This is a genomic window from Cupriavidus sp. YR651, from assembly GCF_900101625.1.
In the GTDB taxonomy this organism is placed as follows: Bacteria; Pseudomonadota; Gammaproteobacteria; order Burkholderiales; family Burkholderiaceae; genus Cupriavidus.
This window is the reverse complement of the sequence record NZ_FMYZ01000005.1, coordinates 51,250-78,223: the sequence shown is the minus strand read 5'-3', so window position 1 is coordinate 78,223 and position 26,974 is coordinate 51,250. Positions and strand designations below refer to the sequence as shown.

Genomic DNA, 26,974 nt, shown 5'->3' with positions numbered 1-26,974 from the left:
TGATAGTACCTCTTACACCAGACGCGCCCCCGGCCACGCACCGGACATCACGATATTGCGCACGGACTGCCTGACGGTCTGCATGATGTCCCACAGCTCCGGCACGGCCGGGCGGTTGCGCGCGGTGGCCAGCGCCACCTGGCGCGTCACCACCGGATCGATCAGTCGCGCCGAATGCAGGCGACCTTGCGCGACGCGGTCCGCCACGGCCGCGAACGGCAACAGCGTCGCGCCGCATCCGTCTTCCACCAGCCGCATCGCCACCGTATTCGACGCGTCGCACTCCAGCGCCATGTTCAGCGTGGTGCCGACGCGCGTGGCGAGCGATTCGGCCAGCATGCGCAAGCCGTGCCCGGTGCTCGGCAGGATCAGCGGCACTTCGGCCAGCCGGCGGGCGGGGAAGGTCGGCCCGAGATGACTCCATGAGGTCGGCGCGACCAGCGTCAGGTCCTCTTCCAGCAGGATGTCCACCTTCAGCCCGCCTTGTTGCTCGGGCAGGTAGAGCAGGGCGACATCGATCTCGCCCGCCGCCAGCCACGCCAGGACGGGGCTCGCCAGACCTTCGACAAAACGCAGCTTGGTGGCCGGGAATCGCTGCTTGAGCGCGGTGCCGATGGCGGCGAATGCCGTATTGGCGATGGTCGGCTGCGCGGCGATTACTAGTTGCGTGGGGCCTTGCGCGGTGGAGGCTCGAACGGCCGCGCGCGCTTCCGTCAGCGTGGCGGCCACCTGTCGCGCATAACCGAGCAGCGTGGTGCCGGCTTCCGTCAGCACCACGCCGCGCCCGCTGCGATGGAACAGTCGCGTATCGAGCGCTGCCTCCAGCCGCGCGATCTGGCGGCTGACGGTGGACTGGTCGGCACCAAGCTCCAGCGCCGCGCGCGAAATGCTCTGTGTGTTGGCCACGCAAACAAAGCACGCCAGGTCGTCGGAGTTCAGGGTTGTCATCAGCCCGCTTTGCCCGCCTTCTTGCCCGCGTCCCCGGCAGCGTCCTTCGGCTTGTCACCGATTGCGAACGACGACAGGTGCTCGATCGCCTTGACCAGCCCCGAATGGTCCCAGCCCGCGCCGCCCTGGGCTACGCAGACGTTGAACAACTGCTGGCACGATGCGGTATTGGGCAGCCCCAGCCCCAGCGCCTTCGCGGTGGACAGCGCCAGGTTCAGGTCTTTCTGGTGCAGCTCGATGCGGAAGCCCGGATCGAAGGTCCGCTTGATCATGCGTTCGCCGTGCACCTCCAGGATGCGCGAGCTGGCAAAGCCGCCCATCAGCGCCTGACGCACGCGCGCCGGGTCGGCACCAGCCTTGGCGGCCAGCACCAGTGCTTCGCTGACGGCCTCGATCGTCAGGGCGACGATGACCTGGTTGGCCACCTTCGCCACCTGCCCGTCGCCAACGTTGCCGACCAGCGTGATGTTCTTGCCCATCAGTTGCAGTAGCGGCAGCACGCGGTCGAATACATCCGCCTTGCCGCCGGCCATGATCGACAGCGTGCCGGCCTTGGCCCCGACCTCGCCGCCGGATACGGGCGCATCCACATAGTCGCAGCCGAGCTGTTCGATGCGCGCGGCGAACGCGCGGGTCTCGATCGGCGAGATCGAGCTCATGTCGACCACGATCTTGCCTGCCGTCAGCCCTGCCGCAACGCCGTTCTCACCGAACAGCACGCGATCCACGTCGGGGGTGTCCGGCAGCATCAGGAAGATGACGTCCGCCTGTCTGGCGACCTCGGTGGCGTTGGCGCAGGCCTGCATGCCGGCGTCCTGGAGCGCCTGCGGTACGCCGCTGCGCGTGTGCGCGCAGACCGTGTGGCCGCCGGCCTGCAGATGCTGTGCCATCGGCGTGCCCATCACGCCGAGTCCGATAAATCCGATCTTGCTCATGTCAGTGTCCAGTTGTGATGCGGGTGATGCGGGTGATGCTGGAAATGCGGATGATGCGACGGCGGCGGGTCACGAGGCAAAGCGCTCGCGCAGCGCACGCGAGGCATCGCGCAGGAGCCCGTGGTCGAGCCCGACGGCCACGAAATGCGCGCCCATGTCGAGGTAGCGCCGCGCGTCGGCTTCGACCGGCGTCAGCGTGCCAATGGCCTTGCCGGCACGGTTGGCCGCGTCGTAGATGCGGGCCACGGCCGCCTGCACATCCGGATGGTTCGGGTTGCCCAGGTGCCCGTAGGCCGCGGCCAGGTCGTTCGGACCGATGAAGATGCCGTCGACGCCCGGCTCGGCGCAGATCGCGTCGGCGGCGTCCACGCCTTTGCGGCTTTCGATCTGCACCAGCACGCAGATGTTGTCGTTGATGGTCTTGAAGAAGTCCGGCAGGGTGCCGTAGTGGTTCTGGCGTTGCGCCCCGGAGACGCCGCGAATGCCGTCCGGCGGATAGCGCGTGGCGCGGACGGCGCGACGTGCTTCCTCCGCCGACTCCACGAACGGCACGAGGAAGTTGTAGAAGCCGATATCCAGCAGGCGCTTGAGGATTACCGGATCGTTCCACGGCGGGCGCACCACGGGCGCGCTGGTGCTGTCCTTCAGCGCCATCAGCTGCGGCACGAAGCTCAGGATGTCATTGGGCGAGTGTTCGCCGTCCAGCAGCAGCCAGTCGAAACCGGCCAGGCCGAGGATTTCCGCGGTCACGGGCTGGCCCAGCGAGCTCCAGCAGCCGATCAGGCGCTTGCGCGCGAGGATATCGGCCCGGAAACGATTGGGCAGCGGCGAGATTTGTGGCAGGTGAGCGGTGGTGGTCATGGTGTGCATTCCCCTTTATTCAGTCCGCAGCCAGCGCCGAGAGCGGCCCCGGCGATTGTCCGCGCGCCTGCAGCACGCGGGCGGCGGCATCGTCCAGTTGGGACAGCGTGCTGCTGTCCACCGGAATGATTTCGGCCCGCGCGCGGCGCCAGGCGCGTTCAGGATCGCCGGGCAGGCGGATGGCGTCGTTGCCGGGCTGCAGGCGCGATGCGCGCAGCCATTCGACGAACGCCTCCACCTCGTGGCCGAAGGTGGTGGTGCTGCCCAGCCTTGCCGGGTCGAAGATGATCGCCAGCATGTTGTTCCAGACCGCGTGCTCGTGGGTGAGCGTCTCGGGGCGGATCGTGTGGCCGCCCGTGACGGCCGCGCCCAGCAGCTCGCACATCACGGCCAGCACATAGCCCTTGTGCTCGCCGAACGTGCGCAGCGCGCCTTGCGGCGAGCCGGGCGGCGGGAACATGACGGACGGGTCGTCGGTGGGATGCCCCGACGGATCCATCAGGCTGCCGGCCGGCACCGGTACGCCCTTGTTGTTGGCTACGCGGACCTTGCCCAGTGCGATGGCGCTGGTCGCAAAGTCCAGCACCAGCGGCGGCGCACCGGCCACGGGCACGCCGATCGTGAACGGGTTGGTGCCAAAGCGCGCATCGTAGCCACCGTGCGGCGCGACGATCGGCTTGGACAGCACGTTGACGAAGTGGATCGAGATCATGCCGGCCGCCGTGGCCTGTTCCGCCCAGTGGCCGACGCGCCCGAGATGGTGCGAGCGGCGCAGGCCCAGCACGCAGACACCGTGCGCCTGCGCGCGCTCGATACCCATGCGCATCGCTTCCTCGGTCACGGCCTGGCCCATGCCTCGGTTGCCATCCAGGCTCAGGATGCCGCCCGATTCATGGACCACGCTGACATGCTGGTTCAGCTGCAACTGCTCGCCCTGCCAGGACATGACGTACTTCGGGATCATCCCCACGCCGTGCGAGTCGTGGCCGGACAGGTTGGCGCCGACCAGGTGATCGGCGGTCAGCGTGGCCTCGCGGGCATCGGAGCCGGCGGCCAGCCAGAGATCGGCAACCCACCGATGCAGCGCGGCGGTCGGAATACGGTGTTCAGCCATGCTTACTCCAGGTGAATGTTGGCCACCTTGATGAGATTGGCCCACTTGGCGACCTCGCTCTTCTGGAAGCTGCCCAGTTCCGCAGGGCCCGCACCCGAGGGCTCCACGCCCATCGATGCCAGCCTGGCCTTCATGTCCGGCTGGCGGATGATCTTGCCGATCTCGGCGGAAAGCTTGTTCACGATCGGCATCGGCGTGCCGGCCGGCGCGAAGATGGCTTGCCACGACACGATCTCGTAGCCGGCCAGTCCGGACTCGGCCATGGTCGGCACGTCGGGCAGTTCCGCCGCGCGCTTGCTGCCGGTGGTGGCCAGCGCGCGGAACTTGCCGGACTGGATCATCGGCATGGCGGCCACGCTGTTTTCGAACACCAGGTCCACCTGGCTGCCCAGCAGCGCCTGCACGGCCTGGCTGCTGCCCTTGTACGGGACGTGGGTCATGCGCAGGCTGGCCATGTTGGCGAACAATTCCGCGGCCAGATGCTGGGAGGTGCCATTGCCCGACGAGCCAAAGTTGATCGAGCCCGGTTTGGCCTTCGCGGCGGCGATCACGTCCTGGACGGACTTCCACGGGCTGTTGGCGTTGACCACCAGCACATTGGGCAGCGTGCCGATCAGCGCGACAGGCTGGAAGTTCTTGACCGGGTCGTACGGCATCTTGGGGTAGAGGCTCACGTTGATGGCGTGGGAGCTGATGGTGCCGCCCAGCAGCGTGTAGCCATCCGGCGCGGCCTTGGCCACGTAGTCGGAGCCGATATTGCCGCCGGCGCCGGCGCGATTTTCCACCACCACGGACTGGCCGAGGGCCGTCGCCAGCTTCTGGCCGATCAGCCGGCCCAGCAGGTCGGTCGTGCCGCCGGCGGCAAACGGGACCACGTAGGTGATGGGCTTGCTCGGCCAGCCATCGGCGGTCTGGGCGGACTGGGCGCGGACCTGCGGGGCTGCCATGCATCCAAGGCAAAGCATCGTCAGCAGCGGCCGCATCAGTCGATGAGGGAAGGGCATTGCGTGGTCTCCGGTTGCGCGATCGTTGTGGATATCAATCACGGGCGTCTTCTGGGGCGCCTCGCCAGCAAATCTACACGGGCGCGTGGCGGGCTGACTTGCATAAAATGCATAGCAGAAATGCACGATAGACCCCGCGCATAAGGCCGTCAAACGGAAAAATCCCTGTCATCCCGCTTTTGCTCCGACCATACTCACTGCCATGACCGCACATACCCCATCCCCCAAGGCCCGCACTGGCGGCCGAGTCCTCGTGGACCAACTGCGCCTGCATGGCACCGAGCGGATCTTCTGCGTGCCGGGCGAGAGTTTCCTGGACGTGCTGGACGCCTTGCATGACCAGCCGGCCATCGACCTCGTCGTCTGCAAGCACGAAGGCGCCGCCGCCAACATGGCCGAGGCCGACGGCAAGCTGACCGGCCGCCCCGGCGTGTGCTTTGTCACGCGGGGGCCGGGCGCGACGCACGCCAGCATCGGCGTCCATATCGCCGCGCAGGACTCCACGCCGATGATCCTGTTCGTCGGCCAGATCGCGCGCCAGCACAAGGGCCGGGAGGCGTTCCAGGAAGTGGACTACGCCGCCGTGTTCGGATCGATGGCCAAATGGGCCGCCGAGATCGACGATCCGGCGCGGATTCCGGAGATGGTGGCGCGCGCGTTCCAGGTGGCCACGTCAGGGCGCCCGGGCCCGGTGGTGCTGGCCCTGCCGGAAGATGTGCTGGACGATCTGGTGGCATGCGCCGATGCGGCGCCGTACCGGGCCGTGGCCGCCGCGCCGCGCGCCGAGGATGCCAGGGCGCTGGCGGCGGCGCTGGCCGAGGCCCGGCAGCCGCTGGTGATTGCCGGCGGCGCCAACTGGACCGCGTCGGCGGTGAAGGATTTTGCGGCCTTCGTGAAAGCGTGGGATCTGCCCGTGGCCTGCGCGTTTCGCCGCCAGGACGTGATCGACAACCGCGATCCGCACTACATCGGCCACCTGAGCCTGGGCGTGAGCCCCAGGCTGGCCGAGCGCGTGAAGACGGCGGACCTGATCGTGGCCTTCGGCACCCGGCTCGGCGATATCGCCACGGACGGCTATACGCTGCTGGAAGCCCCGCAGCCGAAGCAGAAACTCGTCCACATCCATGCGGACAGCGCCGAACTGGGTCGCGTGTATCAGGCAGCCCTGCCGATCCATGCGGGCATCGAGGCCGGTGCCGCGATGCTGGCCGCCCTGCAGCCGCCATCGGCCCCGGCCTGGCATGACTGGACCGCAGGAGCCCGCGCAGAGCACGAAGCCTTCGTCTTCCCGCCCAAGTCCCATCCGGAGCTGGCCGGTGTGGACATGACCGCCGCCATGGCGCACCTGAACGCGGTCTTGCCGGAAGACGCGATCCTGACTAACGGCGCCGGCAACTACACGGTCTGGCTGCACCGCTTCTATGCCTACAAGCGGGCGCGGACCGAGCTGGCGCCGACGTGCGGGGCGATGGGCTACGGACTGCCGGCGGCCATCGCCGCCAAGCTCCGGTCGCCGGAGACGACCGTGGTCTGCCTGGCCGGCGACGGCTGCTTCCTGATGTATCCGCAGGAAATCGCCACGGCCGCCGCGCATGGCGCGAACCTGGTGGTCATCGTGGTCAACAATCGCATGTACGGCACGATCCGGATGCACCAGGAGCGGCGCTATCCGGGCCGGCAGAGCGGGACGACGATCGCCAATCCGGACTTCGTGGCGATGGCTCGCGCATGTGGCGCCTGGGCGGAGCGCGTGGAAAAGACGGAAGATTTCGCGGCCGCATTCGAGCGCGCCCGCAACGCCGGCCAGCCAGCCGTGCTGGAGCTCATGACCGATCCGCTCCAGATCACGCCGGCGATGCGGGTCACCGACTTGCCCGCATAGCTGTCCGTCTCGTCCTAGAACAGTGAACCTTGCGGCCGGGCCTCGTGCCCGGCTTTTTCACGTCCGGCGGCAGGCTGGCCGAGGATCTGGCGGATCTTCTCCAGGTATTGCTCGCCGACGGCGCGATGCAAATGCCGCGCCTCGTCCGCAAACGCGCGGCGCGACGGCGGGCGAATGTTCAGCATGCGGCAAATCGTTGAAAGATAAGGCTTTTTCCCGTCGCTGGCGGCCCGGCGGGCGGCCGAGAGCAGCGCCGCATCGGCAATGCGTCCCCTCAGCCATCCCAGGACCTGGCGGTCATATTCATTCTGCACGCGAATCAGATGCTCCATGACGCCCACTCCGATACTGTTCATTTATACAGTTACTGTAAATATATACAGTGAATCGGATATTTCAAGGCGCGCGTGGTGCTAGTGATTGCTAGCGACAGGGCCGAGGTTCAAAAACCAAAACCACTACGCTTGCGCAGCGCGACCGAGCCTTCACCGGCCAGCACCTCGACAAACTTCGCCGCCAGCGCGGGTGACCGTGCCTGGTTGCAAACGGCCGCGGTGTACACCGTGCTCAACGCGTGCGCCGCGGGTAGTTCGCCCACCAGACGCACGCCCGGCGTGTAAAGGATTTCGGTCACCTGCGTGCAGCCCAGCATGCCTTCGCCCTCGCTGCGCGCGAGCTCGCGCATGGCAGTGGCTCCGTTCGGAAACTCGTGGATGCGCCCGGCCAGCGCTTCGGCCAGCCCCAGTGCCTTCAGCATGCCCCCGATGTGGATGCCCGCGCTCGACTTGGTCATGTCCGGCACGTAGAGGCCGCGCGCCGCCGCGAGTGTGGCCTTCAGCGCCTCGCTGGTGCCAACCGCCGCGGCGGGCATGCCCTCGCGCACCGCGACGCCGGTGGCCACGGGCCCTAGCGCGCGTGCGCTGCCAGGTACGACGTGGCCTTGCGCGGCAAGCTGTTCGATCAGCGCCGCCGACAGCACTAACAGGTCGCAGGGCTCGCCGGCCAGCAGCTTGTCGCGCATTGTGCCGACGGCGCCGAAGGTCGGGGCGAGGGTGCAGCCGTTGGCATGCTCAAAGTTCTGTTGCAGCCCGGTCACCACGGCCTGGGCCGCGCCGCCGCTGAAGATGGTCAGGTTCATTGTTGTTCCATCGATATCAAAAGAATAATCAGGAGGCCTCGCCCGCGCCGGGCGAGGCCTCCGCACGTCATCAGTCCACCGTGATACGCGCCGACTCAACGATCTTGCGCCACTTCGCGATGTCCTGATTCAGGTATTGCGTAAAGGCCGCGGGCGACATCGTCATGCCTTCGATGCTGCTCCTGGCCCACTGCGCGCGCACGGCCGGGTCTTGCACGGCCTTTGTGATCCGCTGGTTGAGCTGATCGACGATCGGCTGCGGCGTGCCTTTGGGCGCGAGGATGCCAAGCCACAGCGTGGCGGTGTAGTCGGGCAGCCCCAGTTCGGCCATGGTCGGCACGTCGGGCAGCACGCTCGAACGCGTCTTGCCGGTGGTGGCCAGCGCGCGCACCTTGCCGGTGGCGATCAGGTCCGTCATGGTACTGACCGCATCGAGCATCATGTCGACCTGGCCGCCAAGCACGTCGGTGCGCGCACCGCCGCTGCTCTTGTACGGGATGTGCACGATGTCGATGCCCGCCATGTTCTTGAAGAGCTCACCGGCCATGTGGTAGGGCGTGCCAGTGCCGGAGGAGGCGTAGTTGAGCTTGCCCGGCGCGGCCTTGGCATACTTGATCAGATCAGGCAGCGTTTTCGGCGCGAGACCCTCACGCACCACCAATACCAGGGGCGCTTCGTTCACCGGTGCCACCGCCACAAAATCGCGCATCAGCGCATAGGGCTTCTGGTGCAGTAGCGATTCGTTCACGGTCTGCGTGTTCGACATCATCAGCAGCGTGTAGCCGTCGGCCGGTGCCTTGGCTACGAACAGGGTTCCGATGACCGCTCCGGCACCGGGGCGGTTTTCGACGATGAATGGCTTGCCGCTTTCGCGGCTCAGCTTATCGGCCAGCACGCGGGCGTACACATCGGCAGATCCGCCCGGCCCAAAAGGCACGACGATGGTTACCGGGCGCGATGGATACGCCGACGCATCTTCGGCCCTGGCCGCCGCGCTCAGCCCGAGCGAAAACGCGGCGAGCGCAAGCGCGGCCAGGCCGCGCACTGGTCCTGCTTTCCACATGGGTTGTCTCCTTTTGTTCTTGTCGTGTGGCCTGTATCAGTGCCCAGCCAATCGCCTATTCCACCTTTCCGATCTTGCGCACGGCGGTGGCGATCTTGCCGGCATCCTTGTCCCAGTACGCCTGGAACTGGGGCGAATCCATGTAGAGGACCGGCGACCCGGCGTTCTGGATGACCGAGTTGACCTTGGGGTCGGCCGCAGCGATACGCGCGGCATCGCGCAAGCGTTTGACGATCGGGTCCGGGGTGCCTGCGGGCACGAACAGGCCCGACCATTGCGCGAATTCGACGTTGTAGCCCAGCTCCGTCAGGCTGGGTACATCGGGAAGCGCGACGAGCCGATTGTCGCCCCAGTGGGCCAGTGCGCGCAGCTTGCCGCCCTTGATGAACTGGAGGACGGACGAGGGTCCTGTCGAGACGGCGTCCACCTGACCGCCCATCAGGGCCACCACCGCCGGGCCGGCCCCCGTGTATGGCACGTGGAGCATGCTCAGCCCGGCCTGGTTGGACAGCATGGCCATCGGCACATGCATGGTGCCGTAGTTGCCCGATGAGCCGTAGCTATAGCGACCGGGATGCGATTTCACATCGGCGATGAAGTCCTTTGCGGTCTGCCACGGACTGTCGGCGCGCACCACCAGGACGGTAGGATCGGCCGTGAAGCGCGCGATGGGCTTGAGCTGGTCAAGCTGAAACAAGGGCTTGCGCCCGATGATCTTGTCGGCTTCCGGAATGATGGAAATCGACGAAAGCGCCATCAGGACCGTGTAGCCATCGGGAGACGACTTGGCGACGTAACCCATGCCGATGCCGCCACCAGCGCCCGCCCTGTTGTCCACTACTACCGGCTGGTGAAGTTCGCGCGAAAGTGCTTCGGCAACCGGCCGTGCCACCGCGTCCGCCACACCACCGGGCGCGAAGGGCACCACCATCGTGATCGGCCGCGTGGGCCATGAGTCCTGAGCAGATACTGCTGGTGCGGCCAGGATCAGCGCCACACCTGAGATGTTGAGCCATTTGTTGTTCATCTTGTCTCCTACCGCACTCAGCGCGAGGTGGCCTGCGTCTTCTTCATCTTCTCTTTGAGCAGGTCCACCCGGCTTATGTTTTTTGTCACCCGGCGCGTGCTGCGTTGCCGGGATCGCGCTCAGACAACGCGATTGGTCAGCGTACCGATGCCTTCGATACTCACTGCCATCACATCGCCCGGTTGCAGGAACTTTGGCGGCTTGAAGCCCAGGCCGACACCGGCAGGCGTGCCGGTCGCGATCACATCACCGGGGCGCAGTTCCATTGCCGCGGACAGCGTTTCGATCAGTGTCGGGATATCGAAGATCAGGTCCGCGGTGTTGGCGTCCTGGCGCAACTCTCCATTCACGCGGCACTGAATGGTCAGGTTGGCGGCATCGACAGCATCGGCTGTGGCAATCCACGGCCCCATCGGGCAGAAGGTGTCGATGGACTTGCCCAGAAACCACTGACGGTGCTGCTGCTGCAGATCTCGTGCGGTCACATCATTGACGATGGTGTAGCCAAAGATATGCTGCCAGGCGTTCGCCTTCGAGATCGCCTTGCCGGCCTTGCCGATGACGATGGCCAGTTCGGCCTCGTAGTCCAGCTGCGAGGTGATTTGCCGATGGGCATCGACGGCCTCGCCGTCTGCGATGATGGAAGTTGGCGCCTTGGTGAAGATCACTGGATACGGCGGCGCATGTTCCCCGTCCTTGGACGACGAGTCGAAGCCAGACTGCTGGAACTCCCTGGCATGCTCGTGGTAGTTCTTGCCGACACAAAAAACATTGCGCCGCGGGCTCAGCGGCGCGAGCAGCTTCGTTCCATCGAGCGCTTTCCAATCGGCATCAGCGGGCGGATTGGTCAGTTTGGCGCCGGCGACAAACTCGCTGATCAGCGATTCCATGTCGCCTTCGTAGGCGGCGCCATTCTTGAATGTCTGGCAATAGTTCTTGCCGTCGGCGGAGATTGCCACCACACGCGGGCCGGTGGCGGTTTGGATGCGGGCGAGCTTCATCGATTGGGCCTATTTGGGTTGATATGGGTCTGACGACAACCCAATTTACCGCAGGGATTTCGATGGAGTCAATACAAAGCCGCGGCTTTAAGGGGGTTTCGTTCGTTACGCTGGCAACCCAATTTGGCCCAATTTAGGCTCTCGCGATAGAATGCTGTTCGTTGACAGGGCAGAAACAGTGATGACGCAACTTATCGAGGAAGACGGTATCCAGGGCGCACTGGCTCTCAAGAACCAGATTCTGGAGAACCTCAGAAGCGGTCGGTGGATCGCCGGGCAGAAACTACCGACGGAGCGAAAACTTAGTGAGACTTTCCAGATTGGACGCTCCACCGTACGCCGCGTGCTTGCGCAGCTGAAGGCGAAAGGTCTCTTGCGCCAAAGCGTGGGCAGCGGAACCTATGTCGCCGACGAAATCGAGAAGACGATCAGTGTAGAGCGTGCTGCAACCGTCAATGTCAGCCCTGCGGACCTGATGGAGGCGCGCCTGGTTCTCGAGCCATCCCTGGTGGAGCTAATCGTTCGCAACGCCACGGCGGCGGACTTCGCCGAGATGGAAAGGTGCTGCGACGAAGCCGAGGCCGCTACCAGTCTGGAATTGTTCGAGTATTGGGACGGTGCGCTACATCGGCAAATTGCGGCTGCCGCGCATAACAATTTCGTACTGGACGTATTCGAATCGATGAATCGCGTCAGGGCAACGGGCGAGTGGGGTGCGATGAAACGCAAGAGCGTCACGCCCGAGCGGCGGGCGGCCTACCAGGTTGAGCATCGCGCCATCGTCAGAGCACTGAAGGACAGGGACATCGATCAGGCGCGCGAAGCGACCCTGGATCATCTCGTGCATGTAAGGAAGAACCTTCTGGGTTACTAGTGCCGCGCAGAGCTTCACGAACGACGTAACGAGATGAAAATCGCCCGTTCATCGGTAACGTCTGTTCGATATCCATGTCTTCTGAGAAGCGTGGCTGGCTGGCGTCCGGCGCGCGGACGAAAAAAAGCCCGCCGAAGCGGGCCGAGCAAGACGAAGGGAAAGTCTTCGCCGGATGGTGTCGTTGTGGTTAGAAGCGATGGCGTACGCCAATGATCGCGCCGAACTGGTTCTGGCCGGCGCCCACTTGCTCGGACGTGGCGGTCAGCGTGGTGGCGCTGCGGTTCAGCGACGGGCCAAAACCCCCCAGTCCCATTGACGACCCTTCGTTGTTCTTGGCGAAGGCCAGGACCGTGTACAGGTCCGTGCGCTTGGAGAATGCGTACGTACCGGTCAGCACGAAGCTGTACGGGTCGCCGCTGCTGTTGCGCACGTCGGTGTAATAGGCGGCACCGGTCAGCGTGATGGCCGGCGTCACCTGGTACGTGGCACCCACCCAGTACAGATTGGTGCGCAGCGAGCTGGTGGCGAAGTCGCCGTAGTACCAGCGATAGGCGGCAAATACGCGGCCACGGGCGAAATCGTAGGCGGTGCCGATGGTGGCGCGGCGCTCGCGGTTGTCGTCGGTGGCGACCGTGCTGCCGCGCACTTCGTCATAGACCACGCGGGCGGACAACGGGCCGGCCGAGTATCCGACGGCTGCGGACCAGTTGCGGCCCGCCTTGTAGTCGCCCGGAATTTCGCCACCGGCGCTGCTGTCGTAGCCGGTGCTGTAGAACAGGCCGTAGTACAGGCCACCAGTCTGGCCGGTCAGCTTCAGCGAGTTGTCGGCACGGCCGGACAGCCACTTGTCATGCGACAACACCGAATAGCGCGAGGCCACGGCCATCGGGTCATACGTCAGCGAGAAGTCGTAGAGCACCGTCTGATGGCGGCCCAGCGACAGCGTGCCGTACTGGTTCTGCAGGCCCACGAACGCCTGGCGGCCAAACAGCCGGCCCCCCTGGTTGACGTTCGCGGTGTCCAGGTCAAAACCGCTTTCCAGCGTGAAGATGGCTTTCAGGCCGCCACCGAGATCTTCGTTGCCGCGCAGGCCCCAGCGGGACGTCGACAGGTTGCCGGCGGACATGCGCACGGTATCGTGGCTGGTGCCGCCGGCCGTCGGCAAGTTGGTCAGGTATTCGATACCGGCGTCGACGACGCCGTAGAGGGTGATGCTGCCCTGGGCATGGGCAGCGGCGGGCAGGGCAGCGGGGAGCACGGCCATGGCGGCCAGGCAGGCGAGACGGGTCTTCATATCTTCGTGATCCTTGTTATATGGCGCGCAGACGTTCTCCGGTAGGGCTCGGAAAGCATGCGGCGATTCGCAATGTAACGAGGGGTCAGCGAGCGAAAAAGACCGGGCGCGTCGACAGTCTGTTCCAGCGGTTGAACAATGGAAGCTTGTGCCGGACCGCGATTTGCGTCTTCGGGGCGTATCAGTCGACGATTTCCATGAGCGCATCGACAACGATGGCACCGTCCGCACTCACCATGACCGGGTTGAGGTCGATCGACCGGATCGCCCCCTGGGCCGCGTGGATCAGGGCGCCAACGCGCGCCGCCAGCTTGCAGAGCGCTGGCATGTCGACGGCCGGCTCGCCACGCACGCCTGCCAGCAACGGGGCGATCCGCAACGTGGCCAGCGCACGCGCGATGGCCGCCGGACTGGCCGGCGCCAGCAGCACGGCGGTGTCGTGCAGCACCTCCACATACTTGCCGCCGTCGCCAATCAGCAACACCGCGCCGAAGACCGGGTCCCAGTGCGCGCCGACCAGGCATTCCTGCAGGCCCTTGATCATCCGCGCCACCAGCACGCCCTCGCACGGCGCTCCCAGGGCTTTCAGCGTCTGCGTTTGCCGCGCATAGGCTTGCGCGATGGCGTCGGGGTCATTGCAGTGCAGCGCCACCAGCCCATGCTCGCTCTTGTGCGGCACCTCGGGCGAACAGGCCTTCACGGCTACCGGCGCGCCGATCCGCTGCCATGCGGCAACCGCCTCGTCGGCGCTCCGGCAGAGCTGATGATCGACCACCGGCACGCCGGCCACCGCCAGACGCGCGAGGCTTGCGGCTTCGCTCAGGGTCCGGGTGGCCCCCATCGACTCCATCGACCCCATCGCCCCGACCGGTGGCATCGCGGGTTCCGTGGCGACTTCGCGCAGCAGTTGCTGATGCCCGGTGAGCTGGTGGAACGCGGCCAGCGCATCCGCCGCGCTGGAAAAGGTCGGCACCCCGGCCTGCCGGAAGGCGCCGGCAACCGATTCCTGCCACGCCGCCACGGCAATCGGCTTGCCGGCGTGGTTGGCAAACTCGGCGGCATCGCGCGCAAAGCGCGGCACGTCGTAGCCCATGCCGGCCACGGGGATGTCGAGCAGGAACAGGTCCGCCGCAGGGTCCGCGCCAACCACCGGCAGGACGTCGCCGAACAAGGCGCTGTTTGTCAGCAGCGCCGCGGTGACATCGACGGGATTGGCGGTGGCCGCAAAGCCGGGCAGGCGTTCGGCCAGCGCGGCCTGCGTGGCATCGGCCAGCGGCGCCATGCCGATGCCGAGCGTATCCGCCGCGTCGGCCGCCATCACACAACTCGCGCCGGAGTTGCTGACCACCACCAGACGCCGCCCCGTGGGTTGCCACCCGCGCAGATAGAGCGGCGCGCAGCGGGCCAGCGCGTGGGCGTCGTCGACACGCCAGATGCCATGCCGCGCAAGGAAGGCATCGACGGCGCGGTCTTCGTTGGCGATGGCGCCGGTGTGCGACGCCGCCGCGCGCTGCCCGGCGTTCGACCTGCCGGCCTTGACCGCGACCACCGGCACGCCGCGCGCGCGCGCCACGGCGGCGGCCCGGGCCAGCACATCGGGGTCCAACAGGGTTTCCAGATAGAGCAACAGCACCCGGACGTCCGGGTCCTGCGCCACCGCCAGCGCCAGTTCGCTGGCGGTGACATCGGCCTGGTTGCCGGTGGCATGGACGTGCCGCACCCCCAGCCCCTGGCTGCGCAGCAGGCCATAGACCATGGCCGCCGTACCGCCGCTCTGGCTCACCACGGCGACGGGCCCGTCCAGCGGCGCGATCTCGATGAACATCGTGGAAAAGCTGGCCACGGCACCGTTGCCGAAGTTCGCCAGCCCCTGGCTGTTGGGCCCGATCAGCCGCAGGTTGGCCGCGCGGGCGACGCGGACCATCTCGTCCTGCTGGCGCCGGCCTTCCTCGCCGGCTTCGCCAAAGCCGGAGGCGATCACGATGGCGGCGCCGACGCCCAGCCGCGCCGCATCGCGGACGGCCTCCACGGCGGCCTGCCCGCTGACGACGATGATGGCGAGGTCGGGCACGGCGGGCAGGGCGTCGAGCGATGGGTAGCCGGGCAGCCCCTGGATGGTGGTGCGCTGCGGGTTGACCGGGTAGATCGTGCCGGCATAGCCCTGCTGGCGCATGTAGTAGATCGGTCGGCCGCCGATCTTGTGGATGTTGTCCGAGGCGCCGACGATGGCGACCGATCGCGGGGCGAGGAGGGCGGGGAGCGTGGAGGATGTGGACGGTGGGGTGGGCATCGTGGTGACTCGAAACAGGGACCCGGGCGTAGGCGGTGGCCGCAAGATGCGGCGGCGCTACGCCCGCTGAAACCGCAGTAGCGTCTGCGTGCCGATTGTCAGGAAGCCGGCCCGGACGCGATCCCCGATCGCCACGCCCGGCTCCGCATGCCCCATCACGCGGGGCCCTTCATCGAGCGTCGCCAGCACCAGCGTGTAGGGCGCCAGCGCGCGAAACGCCTCGGTGGGCGCGCGCGCGACCTCGGTCACCGCATAGACGGTGGCGCCGCCGCCGGCATCGCGCCAGAGCAGCCGCTGCCCGCCGCACAGCCGGCAGGCATGGCGCGCGAGCGGTTGCCAGGCGCCGCACGTCTCGCACACCTGATAGCGGACCACGCCGGCGGCCAGGCCTTCCAGATAGGCGCCGGGCGGATGTGGGGGACTTCCGGGGCTTGCCGTGTCCGGGTGGCTCATGTCGCCTCCAATACCAGGCTGACGTGCGACGACAGCACGCCACCGTCGGCATGAAACAGTGCGCGATGGCGCCGGGGCAATTGCCGCGTGCCGGCGCGGCCGGCGAGCTGGCGGGCCGCCTCCGCCAGATGCATCAGGCCGCCCGCCACGCCCGAGTGACCGAAGCCGAGCAGGCCGCCATGGGTATTCAACGGCAGGGCGCCGTCGACGCCGAAATCCCCGGCCCGCAGCCGGTGGATGGCCTGTCCGCGTGCGGCAATGCCAAGCTCTTCCAGCAGCATCACCAGCGTGATCGTGAACGAGTCGTAGATCGCCAGGTAGTCCGCGTCGACCACGGCACAGCCGGCCTGGGCCAGCGCGCGATGCATGGCGTCCGCGGCGCCGGTCTCCATCACGCTCTCCATGGCGCCCAGATGCTGGTGGCGATGCCCTTGGCCGGCCCCGGCAATCCGCACTGGCGTGCCCGGGCCGGCATCCGTCGAGACCACCACCGCCACGGCGCCGTCGGAAATCGGGCAGCAATCGGACAGCCGCAGCGGCGCGGCAATGGGGCGCGCATTGCGGGCATCCTCGATGGTCAGGGGATCGCGCAGGTGGGCGTCGGGATGCCCGCACGCGTGCCGGCGCATCAGTACCGCGAAATCGGCCAGCCCATCCGCCGCCATGCCGGTTTCGTGCAGGTAGCGCGAGGCCAGCAGCGCGTAGTAGGCCGGCACCGAGGCGCCATTGGGCACCTCCATGTCGGGCTCGCCGACCTGCGCCAGCGTCTGCATCGACTGATCGCGGCTCTGGCCGGTCAGCCGGTTTTCCCCGGCCACCACCAGCACATGCCGGCAGCGGCCGGCGCGCACCAGATCGTGTGCGAGCATCGCCATCAGCCCGCCCGTGGCGCCACCGCCGGCCATGCCATGGGCGTAGGCCGGCGTCAGGGACGCGTACTCGCAGAACCGGTCGGCCAGCATCAGGTGCGGCAGCGTGGTGGCGTAGCCGCACAGCACGCCGTCCACCTGATCCCGGGCGAGCCCGGCGTCCGCGAGCGCGCCATCTGCGGCCTGCGCCATCAGCGTCAGCGGCGTGCTGCCCGGCAGGCGTCCGAACGGCGTGTTGGCAACGCCGCGCACATAGGTGGGGACGCCCGCCTCGGGACGGTCGATCACTTCTTCAGCAGCGGGCACTGCGATTTCGACACCGGCATGAACGCCTGATCGCCCGGTACGGTCGCCAGCACCTTGTAGTAGTCCCACGGGTACTTGGACTCGGCCGGCGTCTTGACCTCGAACAGGTACATGTCGTGGATCATGCGACCGTCCTCGCGGATGCGGCCGTTCTTGGCGAAGAAGTCGTTGATCGGCAGCGTCTTCATCTGCTTCATCACGGCGGCGGTTTCATCGGTGCCGGCGGCCTGGACGGACTTCAGGTAATGCGTGACCGACGAATAGACGCCCGCCTGGCTCATGTTGGGCATCTTCTTGAGCTTGTCGAAGTAGCGGCGCGACCACGTGCGCGTGGCGTCGTTCATGTCCCAGTAGAAGGCCTCGGTCAGCACCAGCCCCTGCGCGGTCTTCAGGCCAATCGCATGGATGTCGTTGATATAGAGCAGCAGCCCGGCCATGCGCTGGGCGCCGTTGCGGGTCAGACCGAACTCGGACGCCGCCTTGATGGCGTTGACGGTGTCGCCGCCCGCGTTGGCCAGCCCCACAACCTGCGCCTTGCTGGCCTGCGCCTGCAGCAGGTACGAGGCGAAATCGCTCGCGCCGATCGGATGCCGCGCGGCCCCCAGCACTTGTCCGCCCGCCTCGGTCACGACCGCCGTGGCCGATTGCTGCAGCGTATGGCCGAACGCGTAGTCGGCGGTCAGGAAGAACCACGTCTTGCCACCGCGCTGCACCATCGCCTTGGCCGTGGTATTGGCCAGCGCGTAGGTGTCATACGCGTAGTGGACCGATACCGGCGTGCACAGGTCATTGGTGATCCGCTCGCTGCCGGGGCCGGAGAACACCACGATCTTGTTCTTCTGCTTCGCCACATCCAGCACGGCCAGCGCGGGCGCGGAAGCCGCCACGTCCAGGATCGCGTCCACGTGGTCCGTGTCGAACCATTCGCGGGCCTTGTTGGCGGCGATGTCCGCCTTGTTCTGGTGATCGACCACCACCAGCTCGACCTTCTTGCCCATCACCTTGCCGCCGAAGTCGTCGATCGCCATCTGGGCTGCCGTGGCGCTGCCCCGGCCCGTGACGTCCGCGTAGAGGCCGCTCATATCCAGCAGCAGGCCGATCTTCACCACATCGTCGGAAATCCCCGCCTTCGGCTGGGCGGCCGCGCCGCCTGCCGCGCTGGCCAGCGTGACGGCCAGCAGCAGCGCGCCGACCGATGGAATCTTCCGAAGCGTCCGTGCCTGCATCCCGGTGTTCATCATGTTGTCTCCTCCTGGTTCTTGTCGGCGTTGTCTTCTGGGGGCTCGGGCCGGCGCTTCAGACCGTCGCGATCGGTGTCACCGGCGAGCCCACGGCACCCGGCAGCCGCAAAGGTGGCGCGGTCAGCATGAAGCGCGTGCGCCGGTGCGCGCGCAGCCAGTCGGCCAGCTCCTTCATGTACCAGAGCTCGCCCAGCGGCAGGCCGAGCTTGAACAGGCAGTGGTGATGCAGGGGCAGCAGCGGGTGGGTCCTGGCATCGGCGGGCGCCGGCCGCGCGGGGTAGCGCTCCACGGCGTAGTTGTCGGCGATCAGCGCGGCGATGCCGGCGTCGGTGATCCAGTTCAGCAGCCGCTCGTCGCGGCCATCGAGGGCGCAGCAGCTGTGGTGCAGCACGGTCTCGTCCGGGGTGCGCTGCATCGACAGCACCACCTCGGCAAAGCCGGTGCGCAGCAACAACATGTCGCCGGACTCCACCTCCACGCGGTGCGCCTCCATCGCGCGCATGAGGCCGTCATAGCCCACGTCGCGGAAGTCCATGCCGAACACGTCGGCCAGATCCACCAGCACGCCGCGTCCCTGCATGCCCTTGACGGCGAAGTTCTCGATCCCGAGCGCATCGGCGTGGCTGTGCTGGCCGTGGCCGCAGTCGTGGGCCTCGAAGTGGTCGTCATCGGCGTAGTCCACGGGCCCGACGATGTCCGCATTCGCGCGGTAGCCGTTGTAGTACACCCGCTCGGGCCGGCCGTCGCCGTCGGCATCGAACAGCGCCCCCACGTGCGCGAGCGAATCCCATTGGGTCGAGTACTGCAGCGACAGCAGGACCTGGTCGTCGCTGATCACATCCGTGGCGGCCGGGTTGACCTTGGCCAGCGGGAAGTTGAGGTAGGGGATGTCGTCGCGCAGCGTGGGCCGCAGCACCGGCGGATGGCGGCGCGGGTTGAGCTTGTTGCCGCCCGGATAGTCCAGCGGCAGCGAAAGGCAGAAGCTCAGGCCGGCCTGGATCTCGCGCGCGCCCTTGACCACCTGGTCGGGGCCGATCAGGTTGACGCGGCCAAGTTGATCGTCGGGGCCGAAATCGCCCCAGTTGGAGCCTTGCGGACGTTGCTTCCAACGCATGCTGTCATGCCTCCTGGCGAAGAGTGGGCCGGCCTGGCGCCGGCTTGTGGGAATCCGGTGTGGCGGGAGGCTGGCCGCGCCAGGTGGCGCAGATGGCCTCGGCCTCGCGGCGCAGCGCACGTGCCATGACGGCTTCGCGCCCGGTGATGCGTTCGTTCAGCGCGGCAATGCTGATGGCGCCCAGCGGGTAGCCGTCGGCGCCGGGCAGGGCGATGGCGATGCCGCCCATGCGCTCCACCACCACATCGAGCAGCAACGCGTAGCCGCGTGCGCGCGTGGTCGCCACATGGCGGCGCAGCAAGTCGGTATCGATGCGCGGATAGTGGCGCAGTGCGGGGCCGATGCAGTCGAGCACGGCGTCGACCTCCGCATCGGGCAGCGCGGCCAGCAGGGCCAGGCTGCCGGCCCCCACGCCCAGCGGGCGGCGGCTGCCGACTTCCAGATAGCTGGCGCGGATGGGGAAGGTGCCCAGCCGCAGTTCGATGCAGACGGATTCCCAGCCGCTTGGCACGGAGAGGATCGCGGAATCCTCGAACGCATTGGCCAGCCGGATCAGCGCCGGGCGCACCAGCGGACGCAAGTCGAGCCGGCACAGGGTCGCGGCCTGCAGCGTCAGCCACTCGCGCCCGGGCGAGAAGGCCTTGGTGTCGGGGTTGCGTTCCACCAGCCCTTCCGCCGTCAGTGTTTCCAGCAGCCGCAACGCCGACGCCTTGTCCACGCCTGCCGCGGCGGCCAGATCGGTCAGCCGGGCATGGCGCGTATCGGACAGCGCACGCAGCAGCCGGCAGGCCTTCTGCAGGGAAGTGCTCGGTACTGTCACGCGACAGGGCCTCCGGAACCGGTGGGATTTCGCGGCGTGAAACCGGCGCGCCGCGGCAACCGTTGGGTTATAGGCGATCCGGCACGTCTGGTCATTCTGCGATGCATCAAAGTTTTGCCGGCTGAAACTCCATCGGCGGCTTCGATGCGTAGTTCTGCGGTGCAGTGCCCCTTACTCGCCGAGGAACTCCGCGAGCAGCTCAAGCCCCTCCACGTGATCCGCCACGACTTTGGCGATGACGGCGAGGGGAATCGCCAGCAACATGCCCCAGGTGCCCCACAGCCAGGTGAACAGCAGCAGCGAGACGAACACCGCCACGGCATTCATGCGGGCCATGCGTCCCGTCATCCAGGTCTGCATGCCCGAGCCGATCAGCGTGGCGATCAGCAGCGAGCCGCCCCCCGCGATGGCGGCGATGCCGAGCGTGCCGAACTGCATGAACGCCGCCACGCCCAGGCAGATGGCGATCAGGACCGCGCCGAAGTAGGGCACCAGGTGCAGCGCGGCGGCGGCCAGGGCCCAGGTGCCGGCATTGTCGATCGACAGGTACTTCAGCAGGACGTACACGCCGACGCCCAGCGAGGCATTGGTGATCAGCAGCATCAGCATGTAGCGCTGGATCGAGCGGTTGATTTCGTCGAGCATGTGTACGCTGATTTTCTTCTGGCTGATGGTGGTGCCCACCATCTTGACGAACTTGCGCTTGAAGATGTCGCCGGCTAGCAGCAGGAACCACGTCAGGAACAGCACCACGATGGTCTGGGCCACCATCTCGAACGCACCCCGCCAGCTGGCCAGCAGCACGGTATTGAGGCTGTCCGCCGGGCGTTCCACCATGATCGGTGCGCCACGCACCGGCAGCGGTTGCCCTGTGCCACTGAGCACCGTGGCCGCGCGGCGGATTTTCTGCAGCATGGAGTCGTCCCCGCTCAGCAAGGCGCCCACGGAGCGCGAGAGCTTGCGGGCGATCTCGGGCAGGCGGTCGACGATTGACTCCACCTGCCCCTGCAGCAGATACGCGCAGCAAAGCACGATCGCGAGCAGACCCATCAGCACGGCGGTGGCGCCAATCGCACGCGGAATGCGCTGGCGCTGCAACAGCGCGACCAGGGGATTGAGCAGGTAGGCCATGACAATCGCCACCACCACGGGAACGATGAACGCCTGGGCGATATGCAGCGCGGACAACGCGGCCAGCGTGGCCAGGATGGTGAGCGCGGTGCTGGCGCGGCGCAGGGACAGGGTCCAGGCGGGCGGCGTGTCCTCAGCCGGTTCCGTGGGTGCCGCAGGCGTCTTGTCCGGGACTTCGGAGGTGTCGGGGCTGTCGGCGTCAGCGGGGATTTCCGGGACAAAGGCCACCGGGTCCGCGGCAGGCGAGGCCGTAACCTCAGGTGAGGCGGCCCGCATGGCAGGCCGGGACGTGTCAGACGGCATGGGAAGCAGGGCGGCAAACCCGATACATGGATCGATACATGGATGGCGGCGCATCTGGAATCACAGGTGCGCCAGGCCCGCGCATGCAGGGCCGCACGACACCCTGTGGCGCCTGCTCTAACCATAGCGAGGGTGGCGATGCTGGATGTGTCGGCGCGTGGCGCCTTGTTGTGTAGGACAGCGGCGCAACGGCGGGTGGAAGCGGGAGCGTGTGCCGGGCGCGGCACGAGGAAGGGGCCGGTGGGCTGGTGATCCGGTGGCCGCTCCGGAGCGCTGGTGAGGCGGGAAAAAAGTAGGAAAGAGGAGGCCGGGAGGGCGACGCTGGAAGGCGCGTGCGAAACGCGCGCGAAAACAAAAAACCCGGTCTCGTGAACCGGGTTTTTCGATATTAGCGCGTCAGCGTGGGATGCTCGTCAGCGTGCGGGCCAGCGCCCGGGTCCAGCATGTGCTGCTGCTTGAGCAGCGGATCATTCTTGAGCACCCAACGGGCGCCAATGGCCAGTGCAACGATGCAGGCCAGCATATACGCAACGATCACAGTGAGGGTAAGCATGGTCTTCACAGGAGTGGGTTGCGACCGCAGTGCCAGCGCGATCCGCGGAGGTCGCGGGTCAATGTGGCGGGCCGGATGGGAACGAATTGTATGTGACACAAGACGTTATTCCGCCCCGAGATCGCCTGAAATTTTCTGTATGCCGATCTAAGCACCGCTAATATCGGCAGGTTGTCCGACGCACTGCGCCGCAGCACGCAAGACGAGCGCCTCATGTATGCGACATGGACGCACAAACGCCGCCGCAATCGGGCCGCAACCGGTTCACAACCGGGCCACCATCGATCGCGTCAGCGAAGAAAAATCAGAAGATTCCGACGCCAGGTGCCGCGCGCGTCAGAACACGCAACCCATCTCGTACTGCTGGGCGCGTAGCGCGCGGACGTCGTTGCGATAGCGGTCGGCGTAGCTCCAGTATTCGGTCTGGTGCATCGCACGCTCGGTCGCACGGGCCTGGTACTCGAGTGCCCGGCACTGGTTCCAGAACGCATTCTGGGCGCGCCAGTCCAGCTCGTCTTCCTGCGCGTTCCAATTCTGGATCTGCTGGGCCATCTGGGCGCGGTTGCGCAGGTATGCCTGCTCGTCCTGCCGGGTCTTGGCGGACTTGGCGACCGTGGTCACGTTGCCGCGCATGCCCGCGCTGACATCCTTGTAGCCGGCGGGGCAGGACGCCGTCGTGTAGAGCGTTTCCCGGCCGCTCTCGCACTTGGTCACGGCCTGTGCCGCACCTGTGGCGGCCAATAACAGCAGCATCACGGCAAAGTGTCTGGACATGGCGGCGATCCCGGCGGATGGCGATGACCTCAATGTAGGCAGCGATCGGGCCCACCGCCAGTCCGGCAAGGTATCCAGATATTTCACAGGCTTTCAGTTTGCTTGCAGCCGGCGCGCGGCCGTCCGCACGGTTGTCTGATCTCCCGCGTTGCGTCCCTTCTTGCGCCCCGTGTCGCCATCGGCGTTGGCGGTGAGCAACATGTCGTAAAGCTGCTGCGCTGCGGGAGACAGGGACCGGCCGCGCTTGCGGATCAGGCCCACGGTGCGCGACACCGTCGGCTCCACCAGCGGCACGCTGGTGAGCGTGGGATGCTTGCCCGGCGGCATGGCCAGCCGGGGCACCGCCGCCACGCCCAGCCCGGCTTCCACCAGGCTGACCAGCGTGCTGACGTGACGGACCTCGCAATACCACTGGGGGCGCGTCGGCACGTCCGTCAGCGCCAGGTCCAGCAGCATGCGGTTGCCGCTGGCCTTGCCCACGGTCATGTATTCGTAGTTGCCCAGCTCGGCCCAGGTCACCTTGCGCTTGCGCGCGAGCGGATGATCGGGCGGGCACGCCAGCACGAAGGATTCCTTGAGCACGGGCTCGAAGTCGACGTCCGGTTCCTGCGTGCCGATGTAGTTGAGCCCGAAATCGGCCTCGTTGCGTACGATCAGGTTCAGAACCTCGTTGGCGCCTTCGTCGATCAGGCGCACCACGATGCGCGGATAGGTCTCGTGGTATTTGCGCAGGACCGCCGGCAGGAAATAGCGCACGGCGGACGGCACGCAAGCCACCGTGACCTCGCCCGTGACGCGCGTGGCGACGTCGCGGATGCCCAGCAGGGACTCATCCAGCCCGTTCAGCAGCTCGCGCGCCTTGCGCGAAAACTCACGGCCCACGGCAGTCATTTCCACGGACCGCGTCGTGCGGTCGAACAGACGAACGCCCAGCGCGTCTTCCAGCTTCTCGATACGCCGCGACAGCGCGGGCTGTGACAGGTGCAGTTCCGCCGCCGCGGCGCGGAAGCTGCTCAGTTCCGCGACGGCCACGAAGGCGCGCAGGTCCGACAGGTTGAAATTCATGCAGTCCTTGCATCAATCTTGAGGAAATTTGCAATTCACAGTCTAGCACCGGGCGGCGATGATGCGGCTTCATCCAAGAACAAGGCGCCACGCGATAAAGGCGCATCTGGAGGAGACATGAATCCGAAACGCCGGGTCCTGATGAAAGCCAGCACCTTGCTGCTGGCCGTGCCTGGCCTCGCCGAGGCCCAGGACAGCTTTCCCACCAAGCCGATCCGCTACGTGGTGCCGGTGTCCGCCGGGGGCGGATCGGATCTCGTCGGCCGGACCGTGGCCGAGCGCTGGGGCAAGGTACTGGGGCAATCGATCGTGGTGGAAAACCAGGCTGGCGGTGGCGGTGTGATCGCCTGCCAGATGACCGCCAAGGCCAGTCCGGACGGCTACAGCCTGATGCAGGGGTACGTGGCCACGCATGGCACCAATCCGGCGACGCGCAAGGTGCCCTACGACCCGGTCAAGGACTTCACGCCGATCGGCATGATCGGCGGCACGCCCAACGTGCTGGTGGTCAACAGCGCGGTGCCGGTGGCCAATCTCAAGGAATTCATCGAGTACGCGCGCAAGCAGCCGGTGGCCTACGGATCGGCCGGGCCGGGATCGCTGACACACCTGACGATGGAATTGTTCGCCCAGCAGCTTGGCCTGAAGATGACCCACGCGGCCTATCGCGGCATTGCCCCGGCTTTCACTGACCTGATCGGCGGCCAAACGCAGGCGATGTTCCCGGGGCTGGCGGCGGCGCTGCCGAATATCCGCTCAGGCCGGGTCAGGCCGCTGGCCGTGACCGGCCACGCGCGCCATCCGCTGGCGAAGGACGTGCCGACGCTGGAAGAGGCCGGGCTCAAGGGCTTCGACGCCATGCAGTGGTACGGCGTGGTGGGCCCCGCCGGCATTCCGGCCGATGTGGTGAAGCGCCTGAATACGTCGCTGACCACGGTGCTGCAGAGCCCGGATCTGAAGGACAGGCTGTCGGCAGAGGCGCTGGACCCGACCCCGATGACCCCGGATCAGTTCGGCCATTTCATTGCCGACGAGGTGAACCGCTGGAGCCAGCTGGCCAAGGCGCGCGGCATCCGGCTCGACACCTGACATCCTCCCCTCGGCGCGCGCCTGACTATCCGGCCTGACTTCAGGCCAGATGCCAGATGCCGTCGATTTCCCGCGCCACACCGTCCGCCTCCAGCTTGCGCAGGTGGGCCAGCAGCGAGCGCTGTGCGACGGGATGCATGCGCGGAGGCACGTCGTCATAGACGCTGGCGAGGACGGTGGCAAGGTCCGCCGGGGCCAGCGCACGCAGTGCATTCACGACCTTGGCTTCGCGTTGCCGGCGATGGCGGATCAGCAGGCGGATGGCGTCATGGGGCCGTGACATCAGGAATCCGTGCCCGGGCGCGATCCACTCCAGGTCTTCGTCCAGCAGCGCCTGCAATGACGCCAGGTAGGCTTGCATATCGCCATCGGGCGGGTTGATGACGACCGTCGAGCCCTGCATGACATGGTCGCCGGTGAAGAGCGTCTTTTCTTCCTCCAGCAGGTAGCAGAGATGGTTCGACGCATGGCCCGGCGTGTGGATCACACGCAGCGTGGTCTGCGGCCCCAGCACGATCCGGTCGCCGTGGGCGGGCATGTGGTCCGGGGCGAAGGTTTGGTCCTGGCGGTCCTGCACGGCGGTCACGCGACCCCAGACCGGCGCGCCGGTGGCTTCGCGCATGCGGTTCGATGCCGGCGAGTGATCCAGGTGCGTATGCGTGACCAGGATCCATTTCACGGGCCCCGGCGCGGCGGCCAGCACGGCATCGATGTGCGCGGGATCGTCCGGGCCCGGATCGATCATGGCCCAGGTATTGTCCGGGGCACCGCCGACGAAATAGGTATTCGTGCCCGGGCCGGTCATCACGTTGCCATTGTTGGCCGTGACGCGCCAGACGCGATCCGACAGCTTCACCGCTACCCCGGGCTCCAGCGCATAGCGGCCGTGGCCAGCGCCATCCGGGTCGATGCGGGCGATTTCCGCGTAAGGCGATTCTTCCGGCATGACCGGCCGCACGCCCTTGGGTCCATTGGCCAGCCGGGGCATGATGAGGGAAACGCTGCGCAGTTGCCGCGCATGGTCGAAGCAGGCCTGCGCGCGATCGAAATGCACGATCGACTGAAGCATCTTGCGGGTGACATTGACCAGCGAGATGTTGTTGGCGGGGTCCAGTGCGTCCGCGGGGCGCATCCAGCGGTGTTCCTCCGCCTCCACGCCATCGTGCTGCGCGGTCTGGCCAGCCGGCGCCAGCGCCAGGAAAAATCGCGTATCGAAGCGCTTGGGCAGGCCCGGCGGCGTCAGCCAGTGGCTGCAGTACGCCAGCTTGTCCACGGCGATGCGCAGGCCCAGGCCTTCGCAGGCGTGGGCCAGGCCCTTGCCATCACGCGCAACGGCTTCGCGCAGTTGGGCGCGGGTGTCCGCGTCGAGCTGGTCGAGCGCGATGACCTCGCCGCGCGCATCGTAGGCGAACAGCAGGCTGGCTTCCTCGAAGGCTTCCCGCACCGCGCAAAGGTAGTAGTCCAGTCCGTTCGCATCGACATTCAGCCGGGCGCTGGCGGCGGCGTCATCGAGCCCCGCGCAGTGTGGATGCAGCGCGGCGTCCTGCGGATCGAGCGTGCCGCCCGGGAAAACGAAGGCGCCGGCGCTGCGGTCGTCGTCGCGCTGCGGGCGGCGCATCATCAGGACTTCCATGCCTTGTGGCCCGTCACGCAAGACCAGCAGGCTGGCAGCCTTGCGCAGGGCTTTGGAACGGTCGGTGGGAACTGCGGCAGCGGTGGTCTGGGACATGAACGGCAGGGCGGGGCGCACGGGGGAATTGGCGGGAAGCCGCCAGTGTACTGGTTCGTCGCCCCGTCATTTCCCCGCAGTGCAGCATCAAACCGG

General features: G+C 66.9%; 25 protein-coding genes. 3 read left to right on the top strand and 22 right to left on the bottom strand.

The window, feature by feature from the left end; all coding sequences use genetic code 11:
* Positions 1 to 12: 12 nt before the first annotated feature.
* From BLR29_RS15420 to BLR29_RS15400, 5 genes are all read right to left on the bottom strand, one after another.
* Positions 13 to 948 (bottom strand): LysR family transcriptional regulator, encoded by a 936-nt coding sequence (locus tag BLR29_RS15420; RefSeq protein ID WP_092137898.1) that lies wholly within the window; start codon positions 946 to 948, stop codon positions 13 to 15.
* Entirely contained in the window at positions 948 to 1,883 is a 936-nt protein-coding gene (locus BLR29_RS15415; RefSeq protein WP_092137897.1) for a 2-hydroxy-3-oxopropionate reductase, read from the bottom strand. The genes BLR29_RS15420 and BLR29_RS15415 overlap by 1 nt, the downstream gene beginning before the upstream one ends.
* A 69-nt stretch (positions 1,884 to 1,952) precedes the next feature.
* Entirely contained in the window at positions 1,953 to 2,744 is a 792-nt protein-coding gene (gene garL / locus BLR29_RS15410) for a 2-dehydro-3-deoxyglucarate aldolase (RefSeq protein ID WP_092138238.1), read from the bottom strand.
* Between the two features lie 19 nt (positions 2,745 to 2,763).
* On the bottom strand, positions 2,764 to 3,858 hold the full coding sequence (locus BLR29_RS15405) for a malate/lactate/ureidoglycolate dehydrogenase (protein WP_092137896.1): 1,095 nt from the start codon (positions 3,856 to 3,858) through the stop codon (positions 2,764 to 2,766).
* 2 nt (positions 3,859 to 3,860) lie between these two features.
* Positions 3,861 to 4,862, bottom strand: a complete 1,002-nt coding sequence (locus BLR29_RS15400; protein ID WP_092137895.1) for a Bug family tripartite tricarboxylate transporter substrate binding protein — start codon at positions 4,860 to 4,862, stop codon at positions 3,861 to 3,863.
* A gap of 202 nt (positions 4,863 to 5,064) precedes the next feature.
* Between BLR29_RS15400 and BLR29_RS15395 the strand changes: the two genes are divergently transcribed.
* Positions 5,065 to 6,744: a thiamine pyrophosphate-binding protein gene (locus BLR29_RS15395; RefSeq protein WP_092137894.1), complete on the top strand. Its 1,680-nt coding sequence runs from the start codon at positions 5,065 to 5,067 to the stop codon at positions 6,742 to 6,744.
* Between the two features lie 14 nt (positions 6,745 to 6,758).
* Here BLR29_RS15395 and BLR29_RS15390 read toward each other — a convergent pair whose 3' ends face one another.
* From BLR29_RS15390 to BLR29_RS15370, 5 genes are all read right to left on the bottom strand, one after another.
* The gene (locus BLR29_RS15390; RefSeq protein ID WP_092137893.1) at positions 6,759 to 7,076 is read right to left on the bottom strand and encodes a hypothetical protein; all 318 of its coding nucleotides are present in this window, start codon (positions 7,074 to 7,076) and stop codon (positions 6,759 to 6,761) included.
* Positions 7,077 to 7,186: 110 nt separating this feature from the next.
* Positions 7,187 to 7,882 carry a substrate-binding domain-containing protein gene (locus BLR29_RS15385; RefSeq protein WP_092137892.1) on the bottom strand — a complete coding sequence of 232 codons (696 nt, stop codon included), beginning with the start codon at positions 7,880 to 7,882 and terminating at the stop codon, positions 7,187 to 7,189.
* A gap of 70 nt (positions 7,883 to 7,952) precedes the next feature.
* The gene (locus BLR29_RS15380) at positions 7,953 to 8,945 is read right to left on the bottom strand and encodes a tripartite tricarboxylate transporter substrate binding protein (protein WP_092137891.1); all 993 of its coding nucleotides are present in this window, start codon (positions 8,943 to 8,945) and stop codon (positions 7,953 to 7,955) included.
* A gap of 55 nt (positions 8,946 to 9,000) precedes the next feature.
* On the bottom strand, positions 9,001 to 9,972 hold the full coding sequence (locus BLR29_RS15375) for a tripartite tricarboxylate transporter substrate binding protein (protein WP_092137890.1): 972 nt from the start codon (positions 9,970 to 9,972) through the stop codon (positions 9,001 to 9,003).
* 119 nt (positions 9,973 to 10,091) lie between these two features.
* Entirely contained in the window at positions 10,092 to 10,973 is an 882-nt protein-coding gene (locus BLR29_RS15370) for a fumarylacetoacetate hydrolase family protein (protein ID WP_092137889.1), read from the bottom strand.
* A gap of 151 nt (positions 10,974 to 11,124) precedes the next feature.
* Here BLR29_RS15370 and BLR29_RS15365 point away from each other — a divergent pair, with 151 nt between their 5' ends.
* A complete protein-coding gene (locus tag BLR29_RS15365; RefSeq protein ID WP_255371269.1) occupies positions 11,125 to 11,847 on the top strand; it encodes a FadR/GntR family transcriptional regulator in 723 nt (240 codons plus the stop codon).
* A 187-nt stretch (positions 11,848 to 12,034) separates the two neighbouring features.
* Here the strand turns inward: BLR29_RS15365 and BLR29_RS15360 are convergent, their stop codons facing one another.
* The 11 genes from BLR29_RS15360 to BLR29_RS15315 form a co-directional block, all read right to left on the bottom strand.
* On the bottom strand, positions 12,035 to 13,141 hold the full coding sequence (locus BLR29_RS15360; protein WP_092137888.1) for a porin: 1,107 nt from the start codon (positions 13,139 to 13,141) through the stop codon (positions 12,035 to 12,037).
* A gap of 181 nt (positions 13,142 to 13,322) precedes the next feature.
* Positions 13,323 to 15,431, bottom strand: a complete 2,109-nt coding sequence (locus BLR29_RS15355; protein ID WP_092137887.1) for an acetate--CoA ligase family protein — start codon at positions 15,429 to 15,431, stop codon at positions 13,323 to 13,325.
* Positions 15,432 to 15,488: 57 nt separating this feature from the next.
* On the bottom strand, positions 15,489 to 15,884 hold the full coding sequence (locus tag BLR29_RS15350; RefSeq protein WP_092137886.1) for a Zn-ribbon domain-containing OB-fold protein: 396 nt from the start codon (positions 15,882 to 15,884) through the stop codon (positions 15,489 to 15,491).
* Complete coding sequence (locus BLR29_RS15345; RefSeq protein WP_255371268.1) at positions 15,881 to 17,059, bottom strand: thiolase family protein; 1,179 nt, start codon at positions 17,057 to 17,059, stop codon at positions 15,881 to 15,883. Before BLR29_RS15345 ends, BLR29_RS15350 begins: the two co-directional genes overlap by 4 nt.
* Positions 17,038 to 18,285 carry an ABC transporter substrate-binding protein gene (locus BLR29_RS15340; RefSeq protein ID WP_092138235.1) on the bottom strand — a complete coding sequence of 416 codons (1,248 nt, stop codon included), beginning with the start codon at positions 18,283 to 18,285 and terminating at the stop codon, positions 17,038 to 17,040. The genes BLR29_RS15345 and BLR29_RS15340 overlap by 22 nt, the downstream gene beginning before the upstream one ends.
* Positions 18,286 to 18,355: 70 nt before the next feature.
* The gene (locus tag BLR29_RS15335) at positions 18,356 to 19,414 is read right to left on the bottom strand and encodes a cyclase family protein (RefSeq protein ID WP_092137885.1); all 1,059 of its coding nucleotides are present in this window, start codon (positions 19,412 to 19,414) and stop codon (positions 18,356 to 18,358) included.
* A 4-nt stretch (positions 19,415 to 19,418) separates the two neighbouring features.
* Positions 19,419 to 20,234 (bottom strand): IclR family transcriptional regulator, encoded by an 816-nt coding sequence (locus tag BLR29_RS15330; RefSeq protein WP_092137884.1) that lies wholly within the window; start codon positions 20,232 to 20,234, stop codon positions 19,419 to 19,421.
* A 171-nt stretch (positions 20,235 to 20,405) separates the two neighbouring features.
* The gene (locus BLR29_RS15325) at positions 20,406 to 21,593 is read right to left on the bottom strand and encodes an AI-2E family transporter (protein WP_255371266.1); all 1,188 of its coding nucleotides are present in this window, start codon (positions 21,591 to 21,593) and stop codon (positions 20,406 to 20,408) included.
* Between the two features lie 463 nt (positions 21,594 to 22,056).
* The gene (locus tag BLR29_RS32460) at positions 22,057 to 22,221 is read right to left on the bottom strand and encodes a hypothetical protein (protein WP_176860967.1); all 165 of its coding nucleotides are present in this window, start codon (positions 22,219 to 22,221) and stop codon (positions 22,057 to 22,059) included.
* A 336-nt stretch (positions 22,222 to 22,557) separates the two neighbouring features.
* On the bottom strand, positions 22,558 to 22,995 hold the full coding sequence (locus BLR29_RS15320) for a hypothetical protein (protein WP_092137882.1): 438 nt from the start codon (positions 22,993 to 22,995) through the stop codon (positions 22,558 to 22,560).
* A 93-nt stretch (positions 22,996 to 23,088) separates the two neighbouring features.
* Complete coding sequence (locus BLR29_RS15315) at positions 23,089 to 24,060, bottom strand: LysR family transcriptional regulator (RefSeq protein WP_092137881.1); 972 nt, start codon at positions 24,058 to 24,060, stop codon at positions 23,089 to 23,091.
* Positions 24,061 to 24,177: 117 nt separating this feature from the next.
* Here BLR29_RS15315 and BLR29_RS15310 point away from each other — a divergent pair, with 117 nt between their 5' ends.
* Positions 24,178 to 25,149 (top strand): Bug family tripartite tricarboxylate transporter substrate binding protein, encoded by a 972-nt coding sequence (locus BLR29_RS15310; protein WP_092137880.1) that lies wholly within the window; start codon positions 24,178 to 24,180, stop codon positions 25,147 to 25,149.
* 40 nt (positions 25,150 to 25,189) lie between these two features.
* On the opposite strand, the gene BLR29_RS15305 is transcribed toward BLR29_RS15310, so the two are convergent.
* Positions 25,190 to 26,878: an MBL fold metallo-hydrolase gene (locus BLR29_RS15305; protein ID WP_218132701.1), complete on the bottom strand. Its 1,689-nt coding sequence runs from the start codon at positions 26,876 to 26,878 to the stop codon at positions 25,190 to 25,192.
* Positions 26,879 to 26,974 lie beyond the last annotated feature (96 nt).